This is a genomic window from Vibrio plantisponsor (genome assembly GCF_013041605.1).
Classification (GTDB): domain Bacteria; phylum Pseudomonadota; class Gammaproteobacteria; order Enterobacterales; family Vibrionaceae; genus Vibrio; species Vibrio plantisponsor.
On sequence record NZ_JABEQC010000019.1, the window covers coordinates 1 to 20,566 of the forward strand.

Annotated in this window: 21 protein-coding genes and 1 pseudogene; 13 read left to right on the forward strand and 9 right to left on the reverse strand. The window is 37.6% G+C overall.

Features of this window, described 5'->3' with window-relative positions; translation table 11 throughout:
* The 6 genes and pseudogenes from HKI82_RS19030 to HKI82_RS19055 form a co-directional block, all read left to right on the forward strand.
* Positions 1-518, forward strand: a pseudogene (locus HKI82_RS19030) (IS5 family transposase); the annotation flags it as partial.
* Positions 519-663: 145 nt separating this feature from the next.
* Positions 664-2,553 carry a methyltransferase domain-containing protein gene (locus HKI82_RS19035; RefSeq protein WP_171138878.1) on the forward strand — a complete coding sequence of 630 codons (1,890 nt, stop codon included), beginning with the start codon at positions 664-666 and terminating at the stop codon, positions 2,551-2,553.
* 63 nt (positions 2,554-2,616) lie between these two features.
* A complete protein-coding gene (locus HKI82_RS19040) occupies positions 2,617-3,579 on the forward strand; it encodes a glycosyltransferase family 2 protein (RefSeq protein ID WP_171138879.1) in 963 nt (320 codons plus the stop codon).
* Positions 3,572-3,967, forward strand: a complete 396-nt coding sequence (locus HKI82_RS19045; protein ID WP_171138880.1) for a GtrA family protein — start codon at positions 3,572-3,574, stop codon at positions 3,965-3,967. The genes HKI82_RS19040 and HKI82_RS19045 overlap by 8 nt, the downstream gene beginning before the upstream one ends.
* Positions 3,968-4,089: 122 nt before the next feature.
* The gene (locus HKI82_RS19050) at positions 4,090-5,472 is read left to right on the forward strand and encodes a hypothetical protein (RefSeq protein ID WP_171138881.1); all 1,383 of its coding nucleotides are present in this window, start codon (positions 4,090-4,092) and stop codon (positions 5,470-5,472) included.
* Positions 5,473-5,589: 117 nt separating this feature from the next.
* Positions 5,590-6,054 carry a NanQ anomerase/TabA/YiaL family protein gene (locus tag HKI82_RS19055; protein WP_171138882.1) on the forward strand — a complete coding sequence of 155 codons (465 nt, stop codon included), beginning with the start codon at positions 5,590-5,592 and terminating at the stop codon, positions 6,052-6,054.
* Here HKI82_RS19055 and HKI82_RS19060 read toward each other — a convergent pair.
* Genes HKI82_RS19060 through HKI82_RS19085 form a run of 6 tightly spaced genes read right to left on the reverse strand, consistent with a single transcriptional unit; the run spans position 6,049 to position 12,508 of the window.
* Positions 6,049-6,957, reverse strand: a complete 909-nt coding sequence (locus HKI82_RS19060) for a glycosyltransferase family 52 (RefSeq protein ID WP_171138883.1) — start codon at positions 6,955-6,957, stop codon at positions 6,049-6,051. The genes HKI82_RS19055 and HKI82_RS19060 overlap by 6 nt on opposite strands.
* A complete protein-coding gene (locus HKI82_RS19065) occupies positions 6,957-7,655 on the reverse strand; it encodes an ABC transporter ATP-binding protein (RefSeq protein WP_171138884.1) in 699 nt (232 codons plus the stop codon). The genes HKI82_RS19060 and HKI82_RS19065 overlap by 1 nt, the downstream gene beginning before the upstream one ends.
* Positions 7,652-8,428, reverse strand: coding sequence for an ABC transporter permease (locus HKI82_RS19070; protein ID WP_171138885.1), 777 nt, complete (start codon positions 8,426-8,428; stop codon positions 7,652-7,654). Before HKI82_RS19070 ends, HKI82_RS19065 begins: the two co-directional genes overlap by 4 nt.
* Positions 8,412-9,503, reverse strand: a complete 1,092-nt coding sequence (locus HKI82_RS19075) for a glycosyltransferase family 4 protein (protein ID WP_171138886.1) — start codon at positions 9,501-9,503, stop codon at positions 8,412-8,414. Before HKI82_RS19075 ends, HKI82_RS19070 begins: the two co-directional genes overlap by 17 nt.
* Positions 9,504-9,512: 9 nt before the next feature.
* Positions 9,513-10,631 carry a glycosyltransferase gene (locus tag HKI82_RS19080; protein WP_171138887.1) on the reverse strand — a complete coding sequence of 373 codons (1,119 nt, stop codon included), beginning with the start codon at positions 10,629-10,631 and terminating at the stop codon, positions 9,513-9,515.
* The gene (locus tag HKI82_RS19085; RefSeq protein ID WP_171138888.1) at positions 10,628-12,508 is read right to left on the reverse strand and encodes a nucleoside-diphosphate sugar epimerase/dehydratase; all 1,881 of its coding nucleotides are present in this window, start codon (positions 12,506-12,508) and stop codon (positions 10,628-10,630) included. Before HKI82_RS19085 ends, HKI82_RS19080 begins: the two co-directional genes overlap by 4 nt.
* 182 nt (positions 12,509-12,690) lie before the next feature.
* Between HKI82_RS19085 and HKI82_RS19090 the strand changes: the two genes are divergently transcribed.
* The 3 genes from HKI82_RS19090 to HKI82_RS19100 all read left to right on the forward strand — a co-directional run bounded on the left by HKI82_RS19090 (position 12,691) and on the right by HKI82_RS19100 (position 15,635).
* Positions 12,691-13,638, forward strand: coding sequence for a UDP-glucose 4-epimerase family protein (locus HKI82_RS19090; protein WP_171138889.1), 948 nt, complete (start codon positions 12,691-12,693; stop codon positions 13,636-13,638).
* Positions 13,639-13,688: 50 nt separating this feature from the next.
* Positions 13,689-14,237, forward strand: coding sequence for a sugar transferase (locus tag HKI82_RS19095; RefSeq protein WP_102955107.1), 549 nt, complete (start codon positions 13,689-13,691; stop codon positions 14,235-14,237).
* Between the two features lie 93 nt (positions 14,238-14,330).
* Positions 14,331-15,635 carry an MBL fold metallo-hydrolase RNA specificity domain-containing protein gene (locus HKI82_RS19100; protein ID WP_171138890.1) on the forward strand — a complete coding sequence of 435 codons (1,305 nt, stop codon included), beginning with the start codon at positions 14,331-14,333 and terminating at the stop codon, positions 15,633-15,635.
* Positions 15,636-15,644: 9 nt separating this feature from the next.
* Here the strand turns inward: HKI82_RS19100 and HKI82_RS19105 are convergent, their stop codons facing one another.
* Positions 15,645-16,217 (reverse strand): uracil-DNA glycosylase family protein, encoded by a 573-nt coding sequence (locus HKI82_RS19105; protein WP_315972712.1) that lies wholly within the window; start codon positions 16,215-16,217, stop codon positions 15,645-15,647.
* A complete protein-coding gene (locus HKI82_RS19110; protein WP_171138892.1) occupies positions 16,214-17,140 on the reverse strand; it encodes a D-2-hydroxyacid dehydrogenase in 927 nt (308 codons plus the stop codon). Before HKI82_RS19110 ends, HKI82_RS19105 begins: the two co-directional genes overlap by 4 nt.
* 72 nt (positions 17,141-17,212) lie before the next feature.
* On the opposite strand from HKI82_RS19110, the gene HKI82_RS19115 reads away from it, so the two are divergent.
* Together HKI82_RS19115 and HKI82_RS19120 are read left to right on the forward strand one after the other, a co-directional pair.
* Complete coding sequence (locus HKI82_RS19115) at positions 17,213-17,800, forward strand: YjaG family protein (protein WP_042489894.1); 588 nt, start codon at positions 17,213-17,215, stop codon at positions 17,798-17,800.
* A 22-nt stretch (positions 17,801-17,822) separates the two neighbouring features.
* On the forward strand, positions 17,823-18,107 hold the full coding sequence (locus HKI82_RS19120) for a hypothetical protein (RefSeq protein WP_240956758.1): 285 nt from the start codon (positions 17,823-17,825) through the stop codon (positions 18,105-18,107).
* Between the two features lie 80 nt (positions 18,108-18,187).
* On the opposite strand, the gene HKI82_RS19125 is transcribed toward HKI82_RS19120, so the two are convergent.
* The gene (locus tag HKI82_RS19125; RefSeq protein ID WP_102941586.1) at positions 18,188-19,246 is read right to left on the reverse strand and encodes a CNNM domain-containing protein; all 1,059 of its coding nucleotides are present in this window, start codon (positions 19,244-19,246) and stop codon (positions 18,188-18,190) included.
* A gap of 258 nt (positions 19,247-19,504) precedes the next feature.
* Between HKI82_RS19125 and hupA the strand changes: the two genes are divergently transcribed.
* Together hupA and HKI82_RS19135 are read left to right on the forward strand one after the other, a co-directional pair.
* A complete protein-coding gene (gene hupA / locus HKI82_RS19130; RefSeq protein ID WP_102941587.1) occupies positions 19,505-19,777 on the forward strand; it encodes a nucleoid-associated protein HU-alpha in 273 nt (90 codons plus the stop codon).
* A gap of 42 nt (positions 19,778-19,819) precedes the next feature.
* A complete protein-coding gene (locus HKI82_RS19135) occupies positions 19,820-20,512 on the forward strand; it encodes a DUF1481 domain-containing protein (protein WP_102941588.1) in 693 nt (230 codons plus the stop codon).
* The last annotated feature ends 54 nt before the right edge of the window (positions 20,513-20,566 follow it).

Here is a 20,566-nt window from a genome sequence, read left to right on the forward strand (position 1 = left end):
CAACTACCGTTGTCATGCCCTCATTATTCATGCATTAGCAAGCGAGCTAAAACGGTTAACGTCGCATTCAAAACAAAGACTAAAGGAACAATCCAGCATTTAGCCATTGATGCAACAGGGCTGAAGGTCTACTACGGTGAGGGCGAGTGGAAAGTCAAAAAACATGGCACTGAGGGAAGCGCCGTATCTGGCGAAAGTTACATTTAGCGGCCAATACAGACACGCATGAAATCATAGTTACTGAGTTAAGTTTATCGAATGTGGGCGACGGTGAAGCGCTTCCTAATTTGCTCAGACAGACTCGCCGAAGAATCATTGAGATATCTGGCGATGGAGCTTATGACACAAGGTTGTGCTACGAAGCGATTCACCTCAAGCAAGCTATTCCGCTCATTCCGCCGAGGGAAGGCGCAGCCTTCTGGGAGCAGGGCCATCCTCGTAATCTAGCTGTCGGGTGCCAGAAACTATATGGTTCAAATAAGCATTGGAAAAAGAAGTACGGCTACCATAAACGTTCGCCGCTAGATATGCTCGAAATACTATATATCGTTTAAAATGTAAGCTGTTTAATCAGTGTCAATTCTTAAACTGAATTCGGCAATAAAGCGAATGGGAAGTAGTCAATTATGAATGCTCTTGTTTTTTATTAAAAGGACGAACCGAATGAAAATTAATATTGGCTCAGGGACAAACTGGAATAAAATAAATTGGAAAACGATAGATTTTGATAACAAAACTGAACATATAATTGATTTAAGAAATTCTTATTCCATTCCATTAGATGATAACGAGTGTAAAAAAATATATTGTTCTCATTTTATAGAACATTTGGCTGACCATAGTGTAAGTAATCTATTTAAAGAAGCTTATAGAGTGTTGGAATATGGCGGTATATTTAGAATATCTTGTCTAGATGTGGAAAAAGCTATTAATGAATATAAAATAGGAAATGAAGATTTTTTCCATGAGAAAGAACTGCTATTAAAAGGTGATAATTTAGAGGATAGACTTTTAAATTTTATTAGTAGTTTTAAATGTTATAGATATGGAGGTAAAGAAAATTATATCGGAGGCCCTATTGGTCATGCTGAAGATGTAAAAAATAAAATTAACCTACCTATTGATGAATTTGTTCATTGGGCTACTTCTCAGATACCAGAGAATGCATATTATAAAAGTCACATAAACGGATGGTATTTTTCTAAAATAAAAATATTTTTAGAAAAATCAGGCTTTGAAGTTATATTTAAAAGTTCATATCAAAATTCATGTGATGAGGAATTAAGACAAGAATGTTTTGATAATAGACCAATCCAAAGTGTATTTGTTGAAGCAATCAAACTACCTGGCGAATTCCGCTGTAGGGGTTGTGGTGAAACCAAGGATTTTTCTTATGTTAAATTAAATCCTGAGTTTGGTGTACCTATCACAAAATGTAATAATTGCGGTTTTGTTCAATCTGCACCAGTGCCTCCACAATATTTAGATTACTATTATAAGAAGCAATTCAGATTAGAGAGAACCAACTACAATTCAAATCAATTGGAATTTTTTGATCTCAGAGCTAGATACCAGAAGGAATTCATTGAGAAATATTCTAGTATGATTACATTTGAAAAGGTTTTAGATATAGGCTCTGGTATAGGCGCGCTACCTAAATTATTTTCAAAAACATGCGATAAGACATTTGCTTATGACCCAGATCCCAAAATAGGTCATTATTACAATGAAAGTAATATAATATTTTTTGACGATATAAATTTAGTAAATAATGAAAAAGATTCATTTGATTTAGTTACATGTTCCCATGTATTCGAACATGTGTTAGAACCATATTCATTTTTAAATAATATAAGTGAGTTGTTAAAAGAAGATGGATATTTGTTTTTAGAAGTACCTTTAGAGTCTATTGAATTCCTAAATAGCAAAAAGTTTGTTACAGGAAGTGGACACTTTAACCATTATAATATGGATTATCTTGTGAAATTTTTAGGAAATCTAAATTCATTCAAGTTAGTTCAATGGGAATTGAGTGGTCCTTCTTTAAGTGGGTTCATAAATGGTACGGAGGACTTAAAATCTAATTTGTTAAATAAAGGCCAAGATGGAAATTATATTCATTTTAGAGCGTTGTTGAAAAAAAATAATATATCAATGTATGACACACAAACTGAATTAAATTTATCTTACTTCTTTGAATATATCAGATCCGTAGAAAAGTCACTATCCTCAGCTAAAGCTTCTATCACCAAATTTGAGAACAATATATCTAAAATTGAAAGCACTAATATAAATTTAAAATTAAAAAATAATAAAATGGAAGAGGATGTTTCTAGATTAGAAGATGAATTAAAAAAATTAGAAATATCCCTGTCTCATGAAAAAAATAAACATGATACGATGAAAACTAATATGATAACGAAAAATGCCAAATTAAAAAAAGAACTAGATAAATTTAGGAAAGATTTATCGTTAATTCAGAAATCTAGCAGTTGGAAATTAACTAAGCCATTGCGATTTGTTGTTGGTAAGGTAAAGTCGCTTCTTATGTAATAACCTAAGTTATTAATTGTTATTTAATTTTTAACCTATTATATAATAAAGAGTAATTTAAATTTGAAGAATAAATTAATTTCTATAATATGCCCATGCTATAATGAAGAACAAGTTCTGGGGTTATTTGCAAAGCGAATTACAGCCATATTAGAATCCACAAACAGAACATACGAAATTATATTTGTGAATGATGGTAGTAAAGATAATACGTTGGCTAAAGCCAAGTATTTACAAAAGTCAAACCCAAATATTTGTGTAGTGAACTTATCCCGTAATTTTGGCAAAGAGGCTGCTCTTACTGCGGGATTAGACATATCAACAGGTGAAGTGGTTATTCCTATCGACGCTGATTTACAAGATCCACCTGAACTAATTTTAGAATTCTTGAAAGAGTGGGAAAAAGGGTACGATGTTGTTTTAGCTAAACGTGTTGACCGAAGTAGTGACTCTTGGGCTAAAAAGAAATCGGCTGAGTTATTTTATAAGATACACAACATGATGGCCCATGTAGATATCCCAGAAAATGTCGGAGATTATCGCTTAATGACTCGAAGAGTGGTTAATGCGATACAAGAACTACCAGAAAACCAGCGTTTTATGAAAGGTATATTTTCATGGGTAGGCTTTAAAACTTCAGTTATTGAATATAAAAGAGAGTCTAGGCAAGCTGGCCATACTAGCTTTAATGGCTGGAAACTTTGGAATTTTGCATTAGATGGTATCACTGGGTTCAGTACAGCTCCTCTTAGAATCTGGCTATACATAGGAGCTTTGATCTCTGCTTCGGCATTTATATATGGTTCAGTAATTTTCTTCAAGACTATTATTCAAGGTGTCGATGTTCCAGGTTATGCCTCTATGTTTACATCTATCTTATTTTTGGGTGGTATACAGCTCATTGGCATAGGTGTTATCGGTGAGTATGTTGGTCGAATGTATATGGAAGCAAAGAGAAGGCCTGTTTATATTATTGACGAGGTATCTAACCCTGCTGTCGAAGAAGCAAGAGATAGTAATGATTAATCTCTTATTTTATAGAGCAAAAGAGTCTAGGCTTATCCGGTACGCAGTAACTGGTGGTGTTGCAACTTTAATTCATATTACTATTGCATTCTCTTCGGTATACTTTTTTCAGTCACCAGTTTTTATAGCTAATGTTTTAGGTTTCAGTACTGCTTTTATTTTTTCTTATATTTCACAAACAGTATTTGTATTTAGACAAAGTATTGATATATCAAATGGTGTCCGGTTTTTCCTAGTACAGTTCTTATCTTTGATTGTTGCTCAACTATCTAGTGAAATGTTTGTTTTTATAGGAAGTAGTTATTTAAAGATTATAGTCGTTGTAGTAATTCTTCCGCTTGTTACATATGTAATTCATAAAATCTGGACTTTTGCTCCTGATAAATAGCTATTATTGGTATTTTAATGATATTCTCTTCAAATCTCAGGTTTATTCTTATTTTATTGGTGAGTCTAGCGCTCTCAAGTTTTTATTTTTCTACATCTTTGATCACAAGAGATGATTTTTACTTGAATCAAATTTTTGCATTTATAAGAGATGCTAGAATTGGCGTATTACCTTTATACTATCCTTTAGTGACTTTATTTAAGTACGATATGAACTTTATTCTTTTGGGATATGTGTTCTTAAATTTATCTGTTGTTTCCTATATAGTTTACTTTATTGAACGAGTTAGTATTCATAACTCGATATTGAATTTAATAGCTGCTTGTATATTCTTACTTCTTTTCTACAGTTTTAATAATAATTTACTTTTTTATAAAGCTGCATTTATCACAATTGGATGTAGTTTTATTTATACCTCCATTTCTCTGAAGTTGTTGGAAAAGTATTTCGTTCTATCTACATTATTCTCTGCACTAGTTTTTTTCTCCTTTCAGCCATTTTATTTATTAACTATATTTAGTGTTTTTGTCTTAAAGTTTTCATTTAGTGATAGAGAGTTTTCAAAGCAGTATTTTAAATTTTGTTTTAAATATTTGATATATTCTTTACTTACTATTTTTATCATATACTCGATTACAAAATCGAGTTTTTATCTTGATTATTTTGGCGTTAATGAACGAGCTTTAAGACATCCCTTTGTGTTTGATAATCTTTCAATAGAGTTTTATCTAAAAAGATTGTTCTTTTCTATAGAAACTGTATCTAGTAGGGAAATTTTTTCGTTTTTATTTCTATTGATTTTTAGTATGTCATTTTTTATAAATGGTTATAAAAAAACTAGTATTGGACTTGTTTTAATTATTTATTTTTCCCTAGTGTTAAACCCTGCGATAGTTATGAACACTGGTTTTAATACTCGAGCGTTTCAAGTTCTTCTATTTTGTGCTGTATATTTTTCTTTAGTTCTAATTTTAATTCAAAGGGTAGAGTTTAAATTAAGTAACAATATATTAGCTATCGTTGTAGCTTGTATAATTTTTACTATTTTTGGTTTCAATGACCAGATATCAGGTAAGGGCTTATTGTCTATAGCAATGATCTTGCTAATCTCATGCTTGGTTCCTGCATTATCTTATCCTAAGTTCCCATATAAATTGGGTGGAGGGTTTATAATTTGTCTAACAGCTTTGCTCATGATTAATATGAATTATTCTGTTATTAAAATTGAAAAATTTAGAGTAGCAAATAAATTAGATGACAAAATATTTTTAGATATTAATTATGATATTCTTAATATGAAAAAGAATAAACATGATCCTATTGTCGTATATATAGGGAAAACTAGACATTCGAAATATTATTCTAGTATTAATTCATATTCAGTACTAGATTACTTTAATGCAAAAAATATATGGCATAGGGTTAAGTTTCGTGATGCTGGTGGTCGATGCAAAGGTAACCAAGCACCTAACTTAGGTGATAATGAATTATTGTATTGTTTTTAGAATTGCTCACGCAATATTATTATCTGAGAGTTTACTCTCGGTATTCATAAATGGTTAGCTTGTATTATGTCAAGCTAACTATTTATCTTTATACGGGATAAAGGAAAACTGATTTTTATGATTTTTACCACAGTCAAATCAACAAAATGGATGCTTGATAATTACAAATTGTATGGAATTATTAATGAAATTATGGATATGAATCCTTTAAACTTCCCTGTGGGAATAACTAAAGTGGACGGTGATAATCTTTTTGTTAATCGAATTAGCGGTGAAACCAAGCTGTTTGAAGATTCGTTATCTGAAATCCATAAAAAATATATCGATGTTCATATCGTACTTAAAGGAAACGAAAAATATCGAGCAGCGTTAGAAATAACAAATCCCGATGAAGTTGCTGATTTTGATTTAGAAAAGGATGCAGGATTGCAACGAATAGTCGATGACGAGCAAGAATTCATATTGAAGGAAGAACAATGTGCTATCTTTTTTCCTGGTGAATGGCATCGACCAATGTTAGCTGTAAGTGAGATTGAAGGCATTGAGAAGATCGTGATAAAAATTAATAAGGCACTTTTATAGACTATTTTTTATTATTATTCTATTTTCTTCAGTAAATCTGAATATAGCTGTGGAGTTATATGTGATAACTTTTTTAAAATCTAGGCCTAGAAGAATTAATAACTCAATAGGTGTCTCATTGAAACCGAGCTCTTTCCATCCATATTTTGAATAATTTGATGTATCTCTTGGATGTTTCTTAACATAAACCTCACTTATATGAAGAGACTGTATAGAATTATTGTATAATTCTAGTTTTTTAGTCTCACTTATAATTTGGTCTTGATTTAAAGGTTGTGTAAGAATTAAAGCGGATTGTCTGTGACTCAATGAGTGTATTAAGTCTTTCTCTTTTGGGGATATAAAAAGGTTGATAATGAAGTTTTTATTTTTATCGTCCAGTTGCTCCCATTTATCACGAAGAGCAATGATTTCGGTTTTATATTGAATTTCGTTTGGTATCGGTAATATACCGGTTAGGATTATTTTTTTTATATTTTCTGCTCTTCCCATTTCCTTATAAGGAAAGCCTAAATAGGACAACAGCTTTCTTTTTATCCCTACGGACGGATGTCTTATATAATTATCTAACCCATCTTCGAGCAAAATAAATGGTTTATTCCGCCCTAAAAATGAAAACCAGGCATGGTCTTGTCCATAAAAGTAAATATTATTTTCAGACCTTAGCTTTATAAACTTAGGGGATAGAATGTATTTTATGTTTCTTAACTTTTCTTTTGTATTTTTGAATTTTAAATATTTTCTATCTTTCAAGTATATACAGTGTTTGAGTTGTTTTCGAAGATGAGATGAAACACCATCGGATACGATGAATAGCGCTTCATTGATTTTTTCTGGGTATAGTAAAGCAAATAGAAATAATGTGTAGTTTGAGTCTATTAATGTAATATCTTTAAATTTCATTATTTAGTGATATATTCTTCGTATTCAGAAACTACTTTTCCAGGCTCACCATAAGCCTTGACTATTCCTTGCTCAATCCAGACGGCTTTGTTACATAGTTCTTTAATTGTGCCAGCATTATGCGAAACAAGAACGACAGTATCACCTGACAGGATTTTCTTTTTCATGACAGCAGTTGATTTTTTCTTAAAGCGAGCATCACCGACACCAAGAATTTCATCTATAAGTAATACGTCAGTATCTATATTAGTTGCAACTGAAAAGCCTAAGCGCTGTTTCATACCTGTAGAATAATTTTTAACTGGTTGATAGATGAAATCACCTAACTCCGAAAATTCAATGATTTCTGGCATGAGTGAAAGCATTTCTTTCTTTGAACGACCCAGCAACATCCCACTCATGATTGCGTTGTGGTAACCACTGACATTGTTGTCATAACCGACACTTAACGAGAGTAAGGCTGTTCGATATCCATGGTTTATGATCTTCCCTTTGTCGGGCTTTATGATGCCATTCAGAAGGTTAAGTAGCGTACTTTTACCTACACCATTTCGACCAATAATACCTAAGGAATCTCCTTCATGCAGTTCAAAGGATATGTCTTTAAGCGCACTATGTATATTGGTCTGCTTAAATAACGGAATACCACTTTTATAAGTGACAGCGACATTCTCTAGTGTAATAACTGGCTTGCTCATTTTTGTATTAATACTCTAGGGTAAATCGGGTCTAGCTTTCTTAGAATTAAATGACTGATAATAACCCCACAAAAACAAATTCCAGTGTAAGTTAATATCTTTATTAAATCGAAGTTGTCCTGATGCATTAAAATATCACGGTAAGCCTGGATAATTTGTGCCATAGGATTAAACTCGAAATAAGACTGCACGTGTTCAGGTAAATCTGATACAGCATACAGTATCCCTGACATATAAAATGCAATACGAAGCACATTCGAAATGATGATTTTTAAATCAGGCGCAAATGGTACAACAGCAGCAACCATATTTCCGGCCATAGTATTAAACAAGTGTTGGCAGAAAAATACCAGAGGAAGGTATATATAGTCAGTTGTTGGAGTGAAGCCATATATCCAAAGAAAAACGAGTAATATAGCAAATACAACAAAAAACTTAACAGTATCCATAACTATATTTACACTTGGTAAAATGACTTTAGGAAAACTAACATTTGTAATAAGTGCAATATTACCATTTATTGAGTTACCGCAGTGATTGACAATATTGCCGAACCATTGCCAGGTCACAAGACCTATCAGTAGAAAAGGAACGAAGTTTTCTGTTCCTCTTGCGAAAATTACTCCAAATATCAGATAGTAGATACCAAGAGAAATAATTGGTTCGAAAATCCACCAAAGGTAACTAAGGTAAGTGTTGGATGCTTCAGAACGTAAATGAACTTTGGCTTTATAGTAGATAATGTCTCGGTGTTGTTTACTGACAAGAAACACGCGAAGCCTCTGTTTGTAGTAGATTAAGTGTTCGTTCCGCTATAGTTGACCAATTATTGTCAACATCAGCGAACAGTCTTGGGGAAGCTTCCAAAGCTTCATTGATGCAATGTCCTATAGCATTACTATCTAACTCAGTTAGAAATATATTGTCACCCTCAATATCGGCGATAGCTGTGAATTTACTCACTACAACTTTCTTTTTCATAGAAAGGGCTTCAAGAGCGGGAAGCCCAAACCCCTCATATAAAGAAGGCATCGCGAGGATAGCACAATGCTGGTAGAGAGACAAAAGTTCTTCATCTGTCACAAAACCTGTTATTACCACGGACTTTTCTATACCTAACGATTGTACTAAATCTGAAATGCGAATATCTCCCCAACCATCTTTTCCAACAATAACAAGTTTTACTTTTGGTTTCTCTTGTTGAACTTTTTTAAAAGCTATTAACAAGTTGTTTAAATTTTTTCGCGGTTCAAGAGTTCCTACAAAAAGTATATATTCTTCATTGATATATGGATGATATTTTTGTTGCTTTAATTCATCAGATATAAAGCTCTTTAGGGAGATAGTCTGGATCTTGTTTTCTATCTGGTTAATTTCATTGACTATTTCATTAGTTGTAAATTTTGATACAGTTATTATCGCATCTGCAATAATAACTGAAGGTGTGAATAGCAGTTTTTCCAACATTAGGCCAAACTTGGACATTGTTTCTGGATGTCTTTTCCAAACAATATCATGAATGGTGACGACTTTATGTAACCTACGGTGAAGTACCAAAGCCAACGGCAGGTGGTGCCTCGGTGACCAAAATGTATCGAGTTTATCTTTAACTGCCCACACTGGAAACAAGCACTGTGAAAACAAAGTACTCGTAAATGGAGTTCCTTTTTTACCAACGCGAATATGGACATTAGGGTAATCAAAGCTCATAAGCAATGGCCTGTCAGAATATAGATACCACTCTATTTTGTCATCTAACTTGAATAATTCAGTAATGACATTGAGAGTATACCGACCAATACCTGTAAGTTCGTGGCTCAAAGGGCGGGCATCAATTCCGATTTTCATTTGTACTGCTCATGACTTATTAGTTATCAGTTTTTTGTACAGTCGATTGTACTCATCTGCTTGGTGGTTGATCGTGAAATTGTTCATAGCTCGTTGGTACCCCATTCGTCCGTATTTCTTACACAAATCGGGTTCAGAAGCTAATTTCATCATAGCTTCTCTTAGGCTGATTGTATTGGCAGCCTGCACAACCACCCCTGTTTCATTATGGACATTAACATGACTGGTTCCGGTTCCTATATCGCAGCTAATTATGGGTTTGCTAAACATTTGCGCTTCAATCAGGGATACTCCAAAAGCTTCCGAGCGGACATGAGAAGGAAAAACAAAAGCTTTACAATGGTAGAGTAGTTTTAACTTATCTTGTTCAGATACATAGCCTAACATTTTAATATTATGAATTTTTTCCTTTTTGATACGCTTTTTTAATTCAGCTTCTAAAGGTCCTTTGCCAGCAATAACCACTTTTAAATTTGTTGATTTTGCTGCTTCAAGTAGGTAGTTCAACCCTTTGTAATATCTTAGTACCCCAAGGAATAAAAAGTAGTCGCTGCCGACATGAGATAGGTTTTCATCAGGATTCCAACTATAGTCTTGTTTTCTATAGTCGTCAGGATTTACTGCTAAAGGAACAATGTGTGTTTTATTTTTGTACTTAGTCAGGTTAGGACTACTTTGGGCATACTGAGGCGATGTTGCGACGATAAGGTCTACTTTAGACAAAAAATATTGTTCTAAAGGACGATAAAGCAACTTTAGAGTTTTTTGTTTGATAATATCTGAGTGATAAGTAACGATTGTCGGTTTGTTGTTATCGAAAAGAGCGAGTAAGTCCCCAGTAGGCCATGGATAATGGTAGTGAATAATATCAGCCCATTGTGCTAGTTGACGGAACTTGGGGAACAGCTTAAATGAGAAGCTATTCGAAGCAATTTCAAAGTCTTTTGCGCATAAAAGTATTTCGCTCGAACCAACATATAGCTCTTTATGTTGTTTGTTTGACGATACAGATAAGACTTTACTTTGAGCACCAAGATTGTCCATTCCTTGACAGATATATCGTATAACTTGCTCTACGCCCCCTTTTGTCTCTGGGTAACAAGTGCGGTATACATGTAATATTTTCATTGTTGTCTTATCTTGGTGTCTGTGTTGTACCCTGTCGGTGTGTTTATGAGTAGTTGCCGAATGTTCGGAATATCAAAACTATGGCAGCAACTATCTAATTCTTGCAGTAGAATATTCATTTCTGGCCACTTTAACTTTTCTTCACAAGCCGTCATAATTTTTTGATGGCTTGTTCCCTGAACATTCTCACCAATCAATAACTCTTCATACAATTTTTCACCAGGGCGTAATCCGGTGAATTTTATCTCAATATCACCGTCATCACTTTTATTATCGTAAAATTCCTTCATACCCATGAGATGAACCATGCGGAGCGCAAGATCAACAATTTTGACCGGTTCGCCCATATCTAATACGAATACTTGTCCGTTCTTACCCATAGCACCTGCCTGAATCACGAGCTGAGCAGCTTCCGGGATTAACATAAAATAACGAGTAATTTCCGGATGAGTCACCGTTACTGGCCCGCCGTTGCGGATTTGCTTTTTAAACAGAGGAACGACCGAACCAGAAGATCCTAGTACATTACCAAAGCGGACCATGGTAAAGGTGATGTTATTGTTTTCGTCAGCTAGAGCCTGAAGAACTAGTTCCGCTAATCGTTTTGTCGCGCCCATGATATTTGTTGGGCGTACCGCTTTATCGGTGGAGATTAAAGTGAAGTTTTTGGCGCCGGAACGAATGGCTGCTTTAGCACAAGCCAATGTACCAAACACGTTATTACGCACACCTTCTACGATATTGTCTTCAACAATTGGTACATGTTTATAAGCTGCGGCGTGGAAAATAGTCTCGACTTCATGGGGCGTCATAATGTTGAACAGGCGGTTTTCGTTTTGCACAGATCCCAGCGCCGTGACAATTTGAGTTTGACTCTTTGTCTTGGTTTTAATGTTCTTGAGTTCCTGGTCGATCTTGTAGAGGTTATATTCGTTCAACTCGAATAAAACCAGTTTTTTCGGCTTTTGCGACAGGATTTGGCGGCAAAGCTCCGAGCCAATGGACCCTCCTGCCCCTGTCACTAATACGTTTTTTCCCTGAATGTTTTTTTTCAATAGCTCTTTATCTGGGTCAACGGGGGCTCTTCCTAATAAATCGGCAACATCGAGGTCCTGCAAGTCTGTTGCCTGTGCCCTACCTGTTGCAATATCTTCCACCGAAGGAACCGATTGTACTTCTATTGGCCAGGTAGAAAGCTTTTCAACTAAGCGTAGTCGTTTACCTTTATTAATATTGTTGATAGCGAGCAATAACTTTATTGGCTGATATAGAGACTGAACTTTTTCGAATTCGCTAGAGTGGTGCACTCGAATGCCGAACATAATTTGACCCACTTTGTTTGGGTCATCATCCAGAATCGCCACGGGATGATACTCACCACCTTGGATTAGAGAGTAGGCTAAATCTCGTCCAGTTGAGCCCGCTCCATAGATTAGAACATTAGGTTTTTGTCTTTTGTAGTAGTGATAGTAAATGGTGCGAATAAAAAGTCTTGGACCACCAAGAGTTAATGTAGCCAACCCAGCGTAAATAAACGGGACACTACGTGGAATGAATGCTTGAAAGAAAAATCCACTAAGGGCCAGCGTAATCGCTGATATCAGTACAGATAGAAAGATATAGCCTATGGCTGGTAACATCATGTAACGCAACACAGCTCGGTACATTCCCAGTTTCACAAAGCACACAATAGTCACTACAGCAGTCGTTATCATGCTGAGTATCTCTCGAGAACCTATATCAAAAGTCAGTGTATCCAGCCTTAAGGCATGCGCAGCAAGTAGCGAGGCAAATATCGCTAAAATATCGTAAATCAGAGTGATAATACGTTTATTATGTCGTTGTGCGTTAAGTAGAATTCGAATAGGTGTGAACATTGCGCTACAGCTTGCCTTATAATTATTCGCCAACAGATGAGTTGTTATGTGGAGTCTATTATTTTATATCGCCCAGATTGTAAAACTCTTGAGTACGATAAGCTAGCGTTCAGTGTGATAGACTTTGCACATACCAATGACTCTTTGTCACGTTTTCACTTTAAACTTTTGTGGGAATTACTTTGAAATTATTAGTAACTGGAGCTTCTGGGTTAGTTGGTAGTTCCGTTGCAAATACAGCAGTTAGAAAAGGCTTGAGAGTATTGGGCCAGACTCGTACAAACGATCTCGGTGATCTTCCTGTTTTTACTAGTGACATATCAGCCAGTACCGATTGGAGTTCCGCTCTAAATGGCGTTGATTGCATCGTTCATTGTGCAGCTCGTGTCCATCAGATGAAAGATGGTGATCATTCACGAATGGATGCTTATCGCGATGTAAACACTTATGGCACGTTGAACTTAGCTCGTCAGGCTGCTGAGCATAGTGTTAAACGATTTGTATTTATCAGCTCGATTAAAGTAAATGGTGAAATTACCGTTTCAGGCGCACCTTTTGTCAGCCAATCACACCAAGTGCCGAGTGAGCCTTATGGATTGAGTAAATATGAAGCAGAGCAAGAGTTGTGGAAAATTGCGGAAGAGACTGGATTAGAAGTTGTCGTTATCCGCCCTCCTTTGGTTTATGGGCCAGGAGTGAAAGCGAACTTCTTATCTATGATGAACTGGGTTTATAAAGGGATACCGTTACCTTTAGGGGCTATTCATAATCAGAGAAGCTTGGTGTTTTTAGACAATCTAGTAGATTTGATTCTAACTTGTTGCGCACACCCAAATGCTAAAGGTCAAACATTTTTAGTATCTGACAATGAAGATGTGTCTACCTCTCAATTGCTGAGTTTGGTTGCTAAAGCAATGGATAAATCTAATCGGATGTTACCGATTCCTATGTCGTGGTTGAGTCTGGCTGCTCGACTTATTGGGAAACCTCAGATAGCACAAAGATTGTGTGGCAATTTACAAGTAGATATATCGAATACCGTTGAAAAACTAAGCTGGAAACCTCCGTATTCTCTAGAATATGGAATTCAGAAAACGGTGGATGCGTATTTAAAAAGCAATACAATATGAAATTGTTTAAGAATCTATCGATACCAGATTATTTGCCGTTTGGGGTTTAAATTTTGATCCGTATTTTTGACTTTTTGTTTTCGTTTTTCGGTTTACTGTTTCTTTGGCCGATTTTATTAATTATTTGCGTTCTGGGTTATTTTGATACTGGCTCTCCAATATTTAGACAAGAGCGAGTAGGCAGAAATCAGAAGCCTTTTACGCTTATTAAATTTCGTACAATGCCGGTAAATACTCAATCGGTCGCTACGCACTTGGTTGGTGCTAGCTCTGTGACAAAACTAGGCAGCTTTTTACGCAAAACCAAATTGGACGAGCTTCCTCAATTAATTAATGTGGTTAAAGGTGAAATGAGCTTGGTTGGTCCTAGACCATGTCTTTTTAATCAAAAAGAGCTTATCGATGCCAGAGAAGCTAGAGGTGTTTTTCAGGTTCTTCCCGGTGTCACAGGTTTAGCTCAGGTTAATGAAATTGATATGTCTACCCCTGAGAAGTTGGCTGAATGGGACGAGAAGATGATTCAAACTATGTCCTTGAAGAACTATTTCACTTATTTAATCCAAACAGCGACAGGTAAAGGATCTGGAGATCGAGTTTAACTCGACTTCCTCCGCAACTTCACAATGCTAACCTTCCTATTTTTGTCTTGAGTATTACTCTGAAATTAAAGACAAAGATAGGGGGCGTTGGCAATGCAACTCATCCATCATGGCGGCAAAAATACGGTGACTGGTTCTTGTCACGAGCTGGTATTCGGTGATCGTTCGATTCTTATTGATTGTGGTATGTTTCAAGGTGCGGATGCGCAGCAACTTACCGAACCATTTCCTTTAGATAACGTGAAAGCGTTAGTGCTTACTCACGCGCATATAGACCATATTGGACGCTTGCCTTGGCTTATAACTCAAGAGTTCGATAAACCCATTTATTGCACCAAAGCGACGGCTGAGCTAGTACCCTTGATGCTTGATGATGGGCTTAAAATTCAGCAAGGCCTAACGTTTGAAGCTCGAAAGCCAATCATTGAAGCGATCATTCGTCTGCTTCATCCGGTGGATTATTATCGCTGGATTGATGTCGATACTTTCCGCTGTCGATTTAATCCGGCTGGTCACATATTAGGATCTGCGTATTTAGAAGTGGAACTGCCAAATCAGGAACTCGTGGTGTTTTCTGGCGATTTAGGGCTAAGCAATACACCGCTATTACCTGATCCTGTGCCACCTAAGCAAGCAGACTATCTGGTTATTGAAACAACCTATGGTAATGCCAAACACGAAGGGGTAGAGCACAGGTCTCAGAAACTAAAAGAGATCATCAATCGTTCTTTGTCTGATGGTGGCACAATCCTTATTCCCGCGTTTAGTGTCGGTCGAACTCAAGAATTGTTATTCGATATCGAGCAATTGATTCATGAGCATCAACTCGATTCTAAACTGCCTATCATTCTTGACTCACCCATGGCACAAAAGGTTACTTTGTCTTATCAAAAATTCAGAAGTCTTTGGGGTGAAGAAGCCAAGCAACGTCTGAAAATGCATCGCCATCCACTCGCGTTTGAACAGTGTATTACGGTTGGCGACCATCAAGCGCATCAGGAACTGGTGAACCGTCTGGTTTCAACAGGAGAACCTGCGATTGTGGTAGCTGCCTCTGGCATGTGCGAAGGCGGGAGAATTATGGATTACCTCAAAGCTCTTTTGCCTGATGAGAGAACCGATGTGATATTTGCGGGGTTCCAGGCTGAGGGGACGCTAGGTAAGTGTATCCAACAGGGAAACAAAACAGTTTGGATTGATGAAGAGGAAGTGTCAGTAAACGCTCACATTCATACTATGTCTGGCTATTCTGCTCATGCAGATAGTGATGACTTACTCAAGTTTGTTGAAGGTATACCAAACAAACCTAAGCAGATTCATCTCATTCACGGAGAGCTCGAATCCAAACAAGCTTTTGCAAATATCCTGCGTTCCAAAGGATACGAGGTTGTTGAGTAAGCTTACCGACTAAATACAAGAATGAACATGATTGCGGATGTATTCTACAACCTCTGCTTCAAACCAAGGGTTTTTCTTTAACCAAAGAGTGTTCCGGGGTGAAGGGTGTGGAAGTGGTATAAACCTCGGTGCCCATTTTTTCCATTGCCGTACGGTTTCTGTGAGGGTTACGGGTTTATCTTTTAGGTAGTAATTTTGCGCGTACTGACCGACCAGTAAGGTCATTTCTATATTCGGTAATTCGGCTAGCACTCTTTGATGCCAGAGTGGGGCGCATTCTTTTCTTGGCGGTAAATCGCCACTGTTACCTTTGCCGGGATAGCATAATCCCATTGGTATGATGGCAATTTTTTCTGGGTTATAGAATGTCTCTTTATCGATATCCAGCCAGCTTCGTAGTCGATTGCCACTGGGGTCATTCCAAGGAATAGAAGTCTCGTGTACTTTTACTCCCGGAGCTTGCCCTATGATGAGCAACTTAGCCTCTTTGCTAGCCTGAATAACCGGGTTTGCACCTAAGGGAAGTGAGTGAGCACATACATCACAAGCTCTGATTTCCCTCAGTAGAAGATCTAACATCAGTAGCCTTTGTCAAAATCAATTCGATTTTCTAATTGGAATCCATCTCGCCATAAACGATAGTTGTGAGCAAAAATTTCAACCACCTGATGTGGAAAACTCAAGGCTGCTATGTGTGGTGTGATAGTGATATTACTATGTTGCCAGAAAGGGTGTTCTGGTATTAGTGGCTCATTGATGAAGACATCAAGAAAGGCGTGTGTGATGTGCCCATGTTCGATAGCAGGAATCAAATCTTCTTCAATCAAAATAGCACCACGTCCAACATTAAACAGCAGAGCGTTTGAGCAGTAACCTAGTGTTTTAGCGTTTAACAACCCTTTAGTTTCTGCGGTATTTGGCAAGGTATTAACGACGATATCAGCGCATTTCATGGCGTTTTCGAGTTCATTAATATGGTAAGTATCATGAAATTTCCCCGATTTTGCAGGAATGCCCGTCGTGTTCACGCCTATCACCTTTATACCTAGTGCCGCGGCTGCTGAAGAGAGGTGAGAACTGATAGAGCCAGTACCGAGTATGAGCACCACCTTAGCATCAAGGGATTGATATAAGTGTTGCTGCCATTGATGTTGAGATTGCTGCTTCTCATACCTTGCAAAGTGACGGAAATGGCTAATTGTGTAACCTAAAACATATTCGGATATTTGCTGGCCGAAGATGCCTTTCACATTGGTCAGCTCGTAGTCTTTTCGAAGATGAGGTGCAGTTAAAGCATCTACACCTGCATAAGCGGATTGTAGCCATTCTAGCTTTGGGAAGTCATCAAGGCATTTTGCAGCCATGGGAGGCGCAGCCAAAAGTATCGACGCTTCTTCTCTTTGTTCTGTGATGACTAAGTCTTCAAGCATCAATGATTCAACGTTTTCTCGATAAACGTCGTTTTGTTCCGTCAAAATATAAAGCTTGTGAGTGAAATTGTTCATAAGAGCGGCTTTTTTCCCCGTTGGTTATCCAGTACACTTCCGCTGTCTATTTTCCTCAACGGTTGAGTGCTTATGCTCCAAAATCCTGTACAGGTTCGTCTAGAAAAGTTCGAGCCTTGGCAACAAATTACCTTCATGGCTTGCTTGTGTGAGCGTATGTACCCTAACTATGCCATGTTTTGTGAAAATACTGAATTTGCTCATGCCCGAGTATATCGCGATATTTTAGACAGCGTGTGGGAGCAGCTCACGGTCAAAACGGCCAAAGTGAACTTTGAGCATCAATTAGAGAAGTTAGAAGAGATTATCCCGAATTCTGAAGATTTCGATATGTATGCCGTTTATCCTGCTATCGATGCTTGTGTAGCTTTGTCTACCTTACTACACGGCCTGCTAGACCGTGACTACCTGTTTGAAAACATGTTAGAAGTCAGCCAGATATCGGTAACCACTGTCGCTCAATTGGAAGAAGCTCAAACAGGTGAAGAGATCACTAACGAAAACCAAAAGCAGAACGAAGCAGTTTGTGCTGAATGGGACGTTCAGTGGGCAATTTATCGTCCTCTGCGTGAAGCTGAAGGTCGTGATATCAATCTAATTAAAGATTTACGCCAAGAACTTCGTGATGAAGGCGTAAGCAATATTGGTGTGACTCTCTAACTCGGTTTAGGTTTAACGAGCTATGTTTCTGTCTAAAAAAATAGCGCAGTTGAAAGGTGCAGTAAGTAGCAAGGTTGTACGAGCGTTAGATTTTCATTCGCGCATTTGGGTGATTCGAATATCGGAATCAAGATTGAAAGATGAATCCTTTGTTATCAACGAAGATAGCTTTCAAGAACCTTTACAGTGGATGAAACGTCGTAATTACACTCCCGTGATGCTAGAACAGGTCGAGGATATGCAGCGTTCTCAGGTTCGTATCTTTCATTTTGCTCAGCAGACGCATCATCTCTTGCGGGTTAAGTAACCATTCTTTTTTATATTGCCCTTAGTGAGTGACGCCAAGGGCAATCGTCATCTCTTTCAGTTATCCGTCTGTGTTTTCTTCTACTCGTCGTGGTCACGACTTTCAATTACACGGTGTGCTTGTTTCCATCGCTCCCAACGTTCTGCTGCTAATTTTTGCATGTTGGTCGTACGGTCTGCTTCATCAATAATTTCTTCACCAATTAAATGCTCAAAAATATCCTCTAACGTTAACAGGCCTTGAACGGTTCCATATTCGTCAACCAACATCGCCAGTTGTGAACGGTTTTCGATCATTTGCTCAAAAGCCTTGGGTAAAGTGATTGTATTCAGCAGAACATGCAGTGGACGCATAACACTGCCTATTTGCTTTTCCCCTTTTCCCTTTTGTTGCAGTCTAAACAGCTCTAGTCGGTGCACAAAACCGAGGATGTTGTCCTTGTTCTCGCTGTAGATCAGTGGTCGAGAAAACGGTGTGTTTTTATGTTGGGTCAAAAACTCATTGATAGTCATTGTGGCATCAACTCTAAAGAGCACCCTTCGCGGTGTCATTGCCTGTATAGCTGGCACGTTTTGAATGTTTAATAGGTTGTAGAGGATTTTGGATTCACCAGACGTAAACTCACCGCTCTCATGGGCGAGTTGAGCCATGGCTGACAACTCTTCTCGAACTTTAGGTGTTATTCGATTTCGCGTAAGCACATGAGTGATCTTTTTTGACATCCAAACGAAAGGCAAAAGCAACAACACCATCCAGTGCAGAATTTTTGCGGTTGCAGGAGCAAGTTGTCGCCAGTAAGTTGCACCAATAGTCTTAGGCACTATTTCTGAAAGAAAAAGAATACCCAGCGTTAATATGGCTGAAAATAATCCCAGCCACTGACTGCCAAATACGACAGATGCTTGAGCACCTGCTCCCGCAGCCCCTGCCGTGTGTGCAATGGTGTTTAGCGTCAAAATTGAGGCTAAAGGCTGGTCGATATCGGCTTTTAAGCGTTCCAGCTTTTGGGCGCAAGGGTGGTTTTGCTGACGTAACTGTGCCAAATAACTTGGCGTAATACTCAGTATCACAGCTTCAAGAATCGAACAAATAAACGACACACCAATCGCAATCAAGACGTAAATCGCGAGTAGAAACATGAATACTCCTTAGGTAAGAGAGCGAAATACACCCTAATATTTCAGATGTTTCAACACATTGATGCTTATTTAATAAGGCCTTTTTGTTGTAAAGCAAGGGGATATGCAGCCAATTGATTTAGCAAATTGTGAGTTAATGCTCAGAATATGGTTAAAACTACGTCAGATAAGCGGATCTTGCGTGACAAACCTTTGCCAGCTGGGGCACTTATGCTTTAGAGTGAAGCGAATTCGATAACCTATCAGAAGGGAAAACTAATGAACAAGACCCAATTAATCGACTTTATCGCAGAAAAAGCAGACCTATCTAAAGCTCAAGCTAAAGCTGCTCTTGAAGCGACTCTAGGCGCAGTTGAAGGTGCACTAAAAGATGGTGACCAAGTTCAACTAATTGGTTTTGGTACATTCAAAGTAAATCATCGTGCAGCTCGCACTGGCCGTAACCCAAAAACTGGTGCTGAGATTCAAATCGCTGCAGCAAATGTACCTGCATTCGTAGCAGGTAAAGCACTGAAAGATTCTGTTAAGTAATCTATACTTCGCCGAGGTAGTCTTATCTCGGCGTTCTTTTCTATGAAAAAAATTCTTTCCTCTTTTATCGCTGCCACTCTTATTGCGGGATGTTCTTCTTCCGTCGACACATCTAACTTCACTCAAATGAGTCAGTTTTCTGGTGGTCAACGTACCGGAGACGCAACCAGTTATTACTGGTACACTGAAAGTGCCTCTCAAGCTTTATCTGCTTCTGATCATGTTACCTCTGAAACCTATGGTTGGTATGAAACCTCTTACCGTTGGGATGAAGGAAGTGTGCGTGAAGTGGTTCGTAAAGGTGAGCAACTCAAAGATGGTGACTTGGTACCTTATACTGCACATGTCCGTTTTAATAAGGATGGCGAAGCGGTATATCAGCAGTACCGAGTGAACAAGAAAATTTTGCCTCTCAACGAAGGGCAATTAGAACGCTACGTTTTAGAAGCAAAAGCCATCACCAAAATGACTAAAGACCAAAATAAACAAGGTCTTGAGCTTATTCAGGGGTATTGGGATGGTTCGACGTTTGAACGTTGCAACGGACCCGATTACAACAAGGTTGAGTTTAACCATACGCTTCCCAATTTCGTTATGAGCCGTTTGTCTACGCTGGATAACTACATTGGTTTTCTAGGGAAAATCCGCAATAACACCGTTTATATCGATGAATTGCTCATTCTTGCAGATGACGATCACGACTGTATCGAAAGGCCTCTGTTGATAACTGAATAACGTTTTTTGAGTTTTCAACCAATAAAAAAGACGCTGAGTTTCCACAGCGCCTTA

Bases quoted from the DNA above. Each gene is read 5' to 3' on its own strand.
- HKI82_RS19080 (WP_171138887.1), bottom strand. From the start codon at position 10,631: ATGAAAATATTACATGTATACCGCACTTGTTACCCAGAGACAAAAGGG.
- HKI82_RS19100 (WP_171138890.1), top strand. From the start codon at position 14,331: ATGCAACTCATCCATCATGGCGGCAAAAATACGGTGACTGGTTCTTGT.
- HKI82_RS19045 (WP_171138880.1), top strand. From the start codon at position 3,572: ATGATTAATCTCTTATTTTATAGAGCAAAAGAGTCTAGGCTTATCCGG.
- HKI82_RS19060 (WP_171138883.1), bottom strand. From the start codon at position 6,957: ATGAAATTTAAAGATATTACATTAATAGACTCAAACTACACATTATTT.
- HKI82_RS19120 (WP_240956758.1), top strand. From the start codon at position 17,823: ATGTTTCTGTCTAAAAAAATAGCGCAGTTGAAAGGTGCAGTAAGTAGC.
- HKI82_RS19115 (WP_042489894.1), top strand. From the start codon at position 17,213: ATGCTCCAAAATCCTGTACAGGTTCGTCTAGAAAAGTTCGAGCCTTGG.
- HKI82_RS19075 (WP_171138886.1), bottom strand. From the start codon at position 9,503: ATGAAAATCGGAATTGATGCCCGCCCTTTGAGCCACGAACTTACAGGT.
- hupA (WP_102941587.1), top strand. From the start codon at position 19,505: ATGAACAAGACCCAATTAATCGACTTTATCGCAGAAAAAGCAGACCTA.
- HKI82_RS19125 (WP_102941586.1), bottom strand. From the start codon at position 19,246: ATGTTTCTACTCGCGATTTACGTCTTGATTGCGATTGGTGTGTCGTTT.
- HKI82_RS19035 (WP_171138878.1), top strand. From the start codon at position 664: ATGAAAATTAATATTGGCTCAGGGACAAACTGGAATAAAATAAATTGG.
- HKI82_RS19110 (WP_171138892.1), bottom strand. From the start codon at position 17,140: ATGAACAATTTCACTCACAAGCTTTATATTTTGACGGAACAAAACGAC.
- HKI82_RS19085 (WP_171138888.1), bottom strand. From the start codon at position 12,508: ATGTTCACACCTATTCGAATTCTACTTAACGCACAACGACATAATAAA.
- HKI82_RS19135 (WP_102941588.1), top strand. From the start codon at position 19,820: ATGAAAAAAATTCTTTCCTCTTTTATCGCTGCCACTCTTATTGCGGGA.
- HKI82_RS19065 (WP_171138884.1), bottom strand. From the start codon at position 7,655: ATGAGCAAGCCAGTTATTACACTAGAGAATGTCGCTGTCACTTATAAA.
- HKI82_RS19055 (WP_171138882.1), top strand. From the start codon at position 5,590: ATGATTTTTACCACAGTCAAATCAACAAAATGGATGCTTGATAATTAC.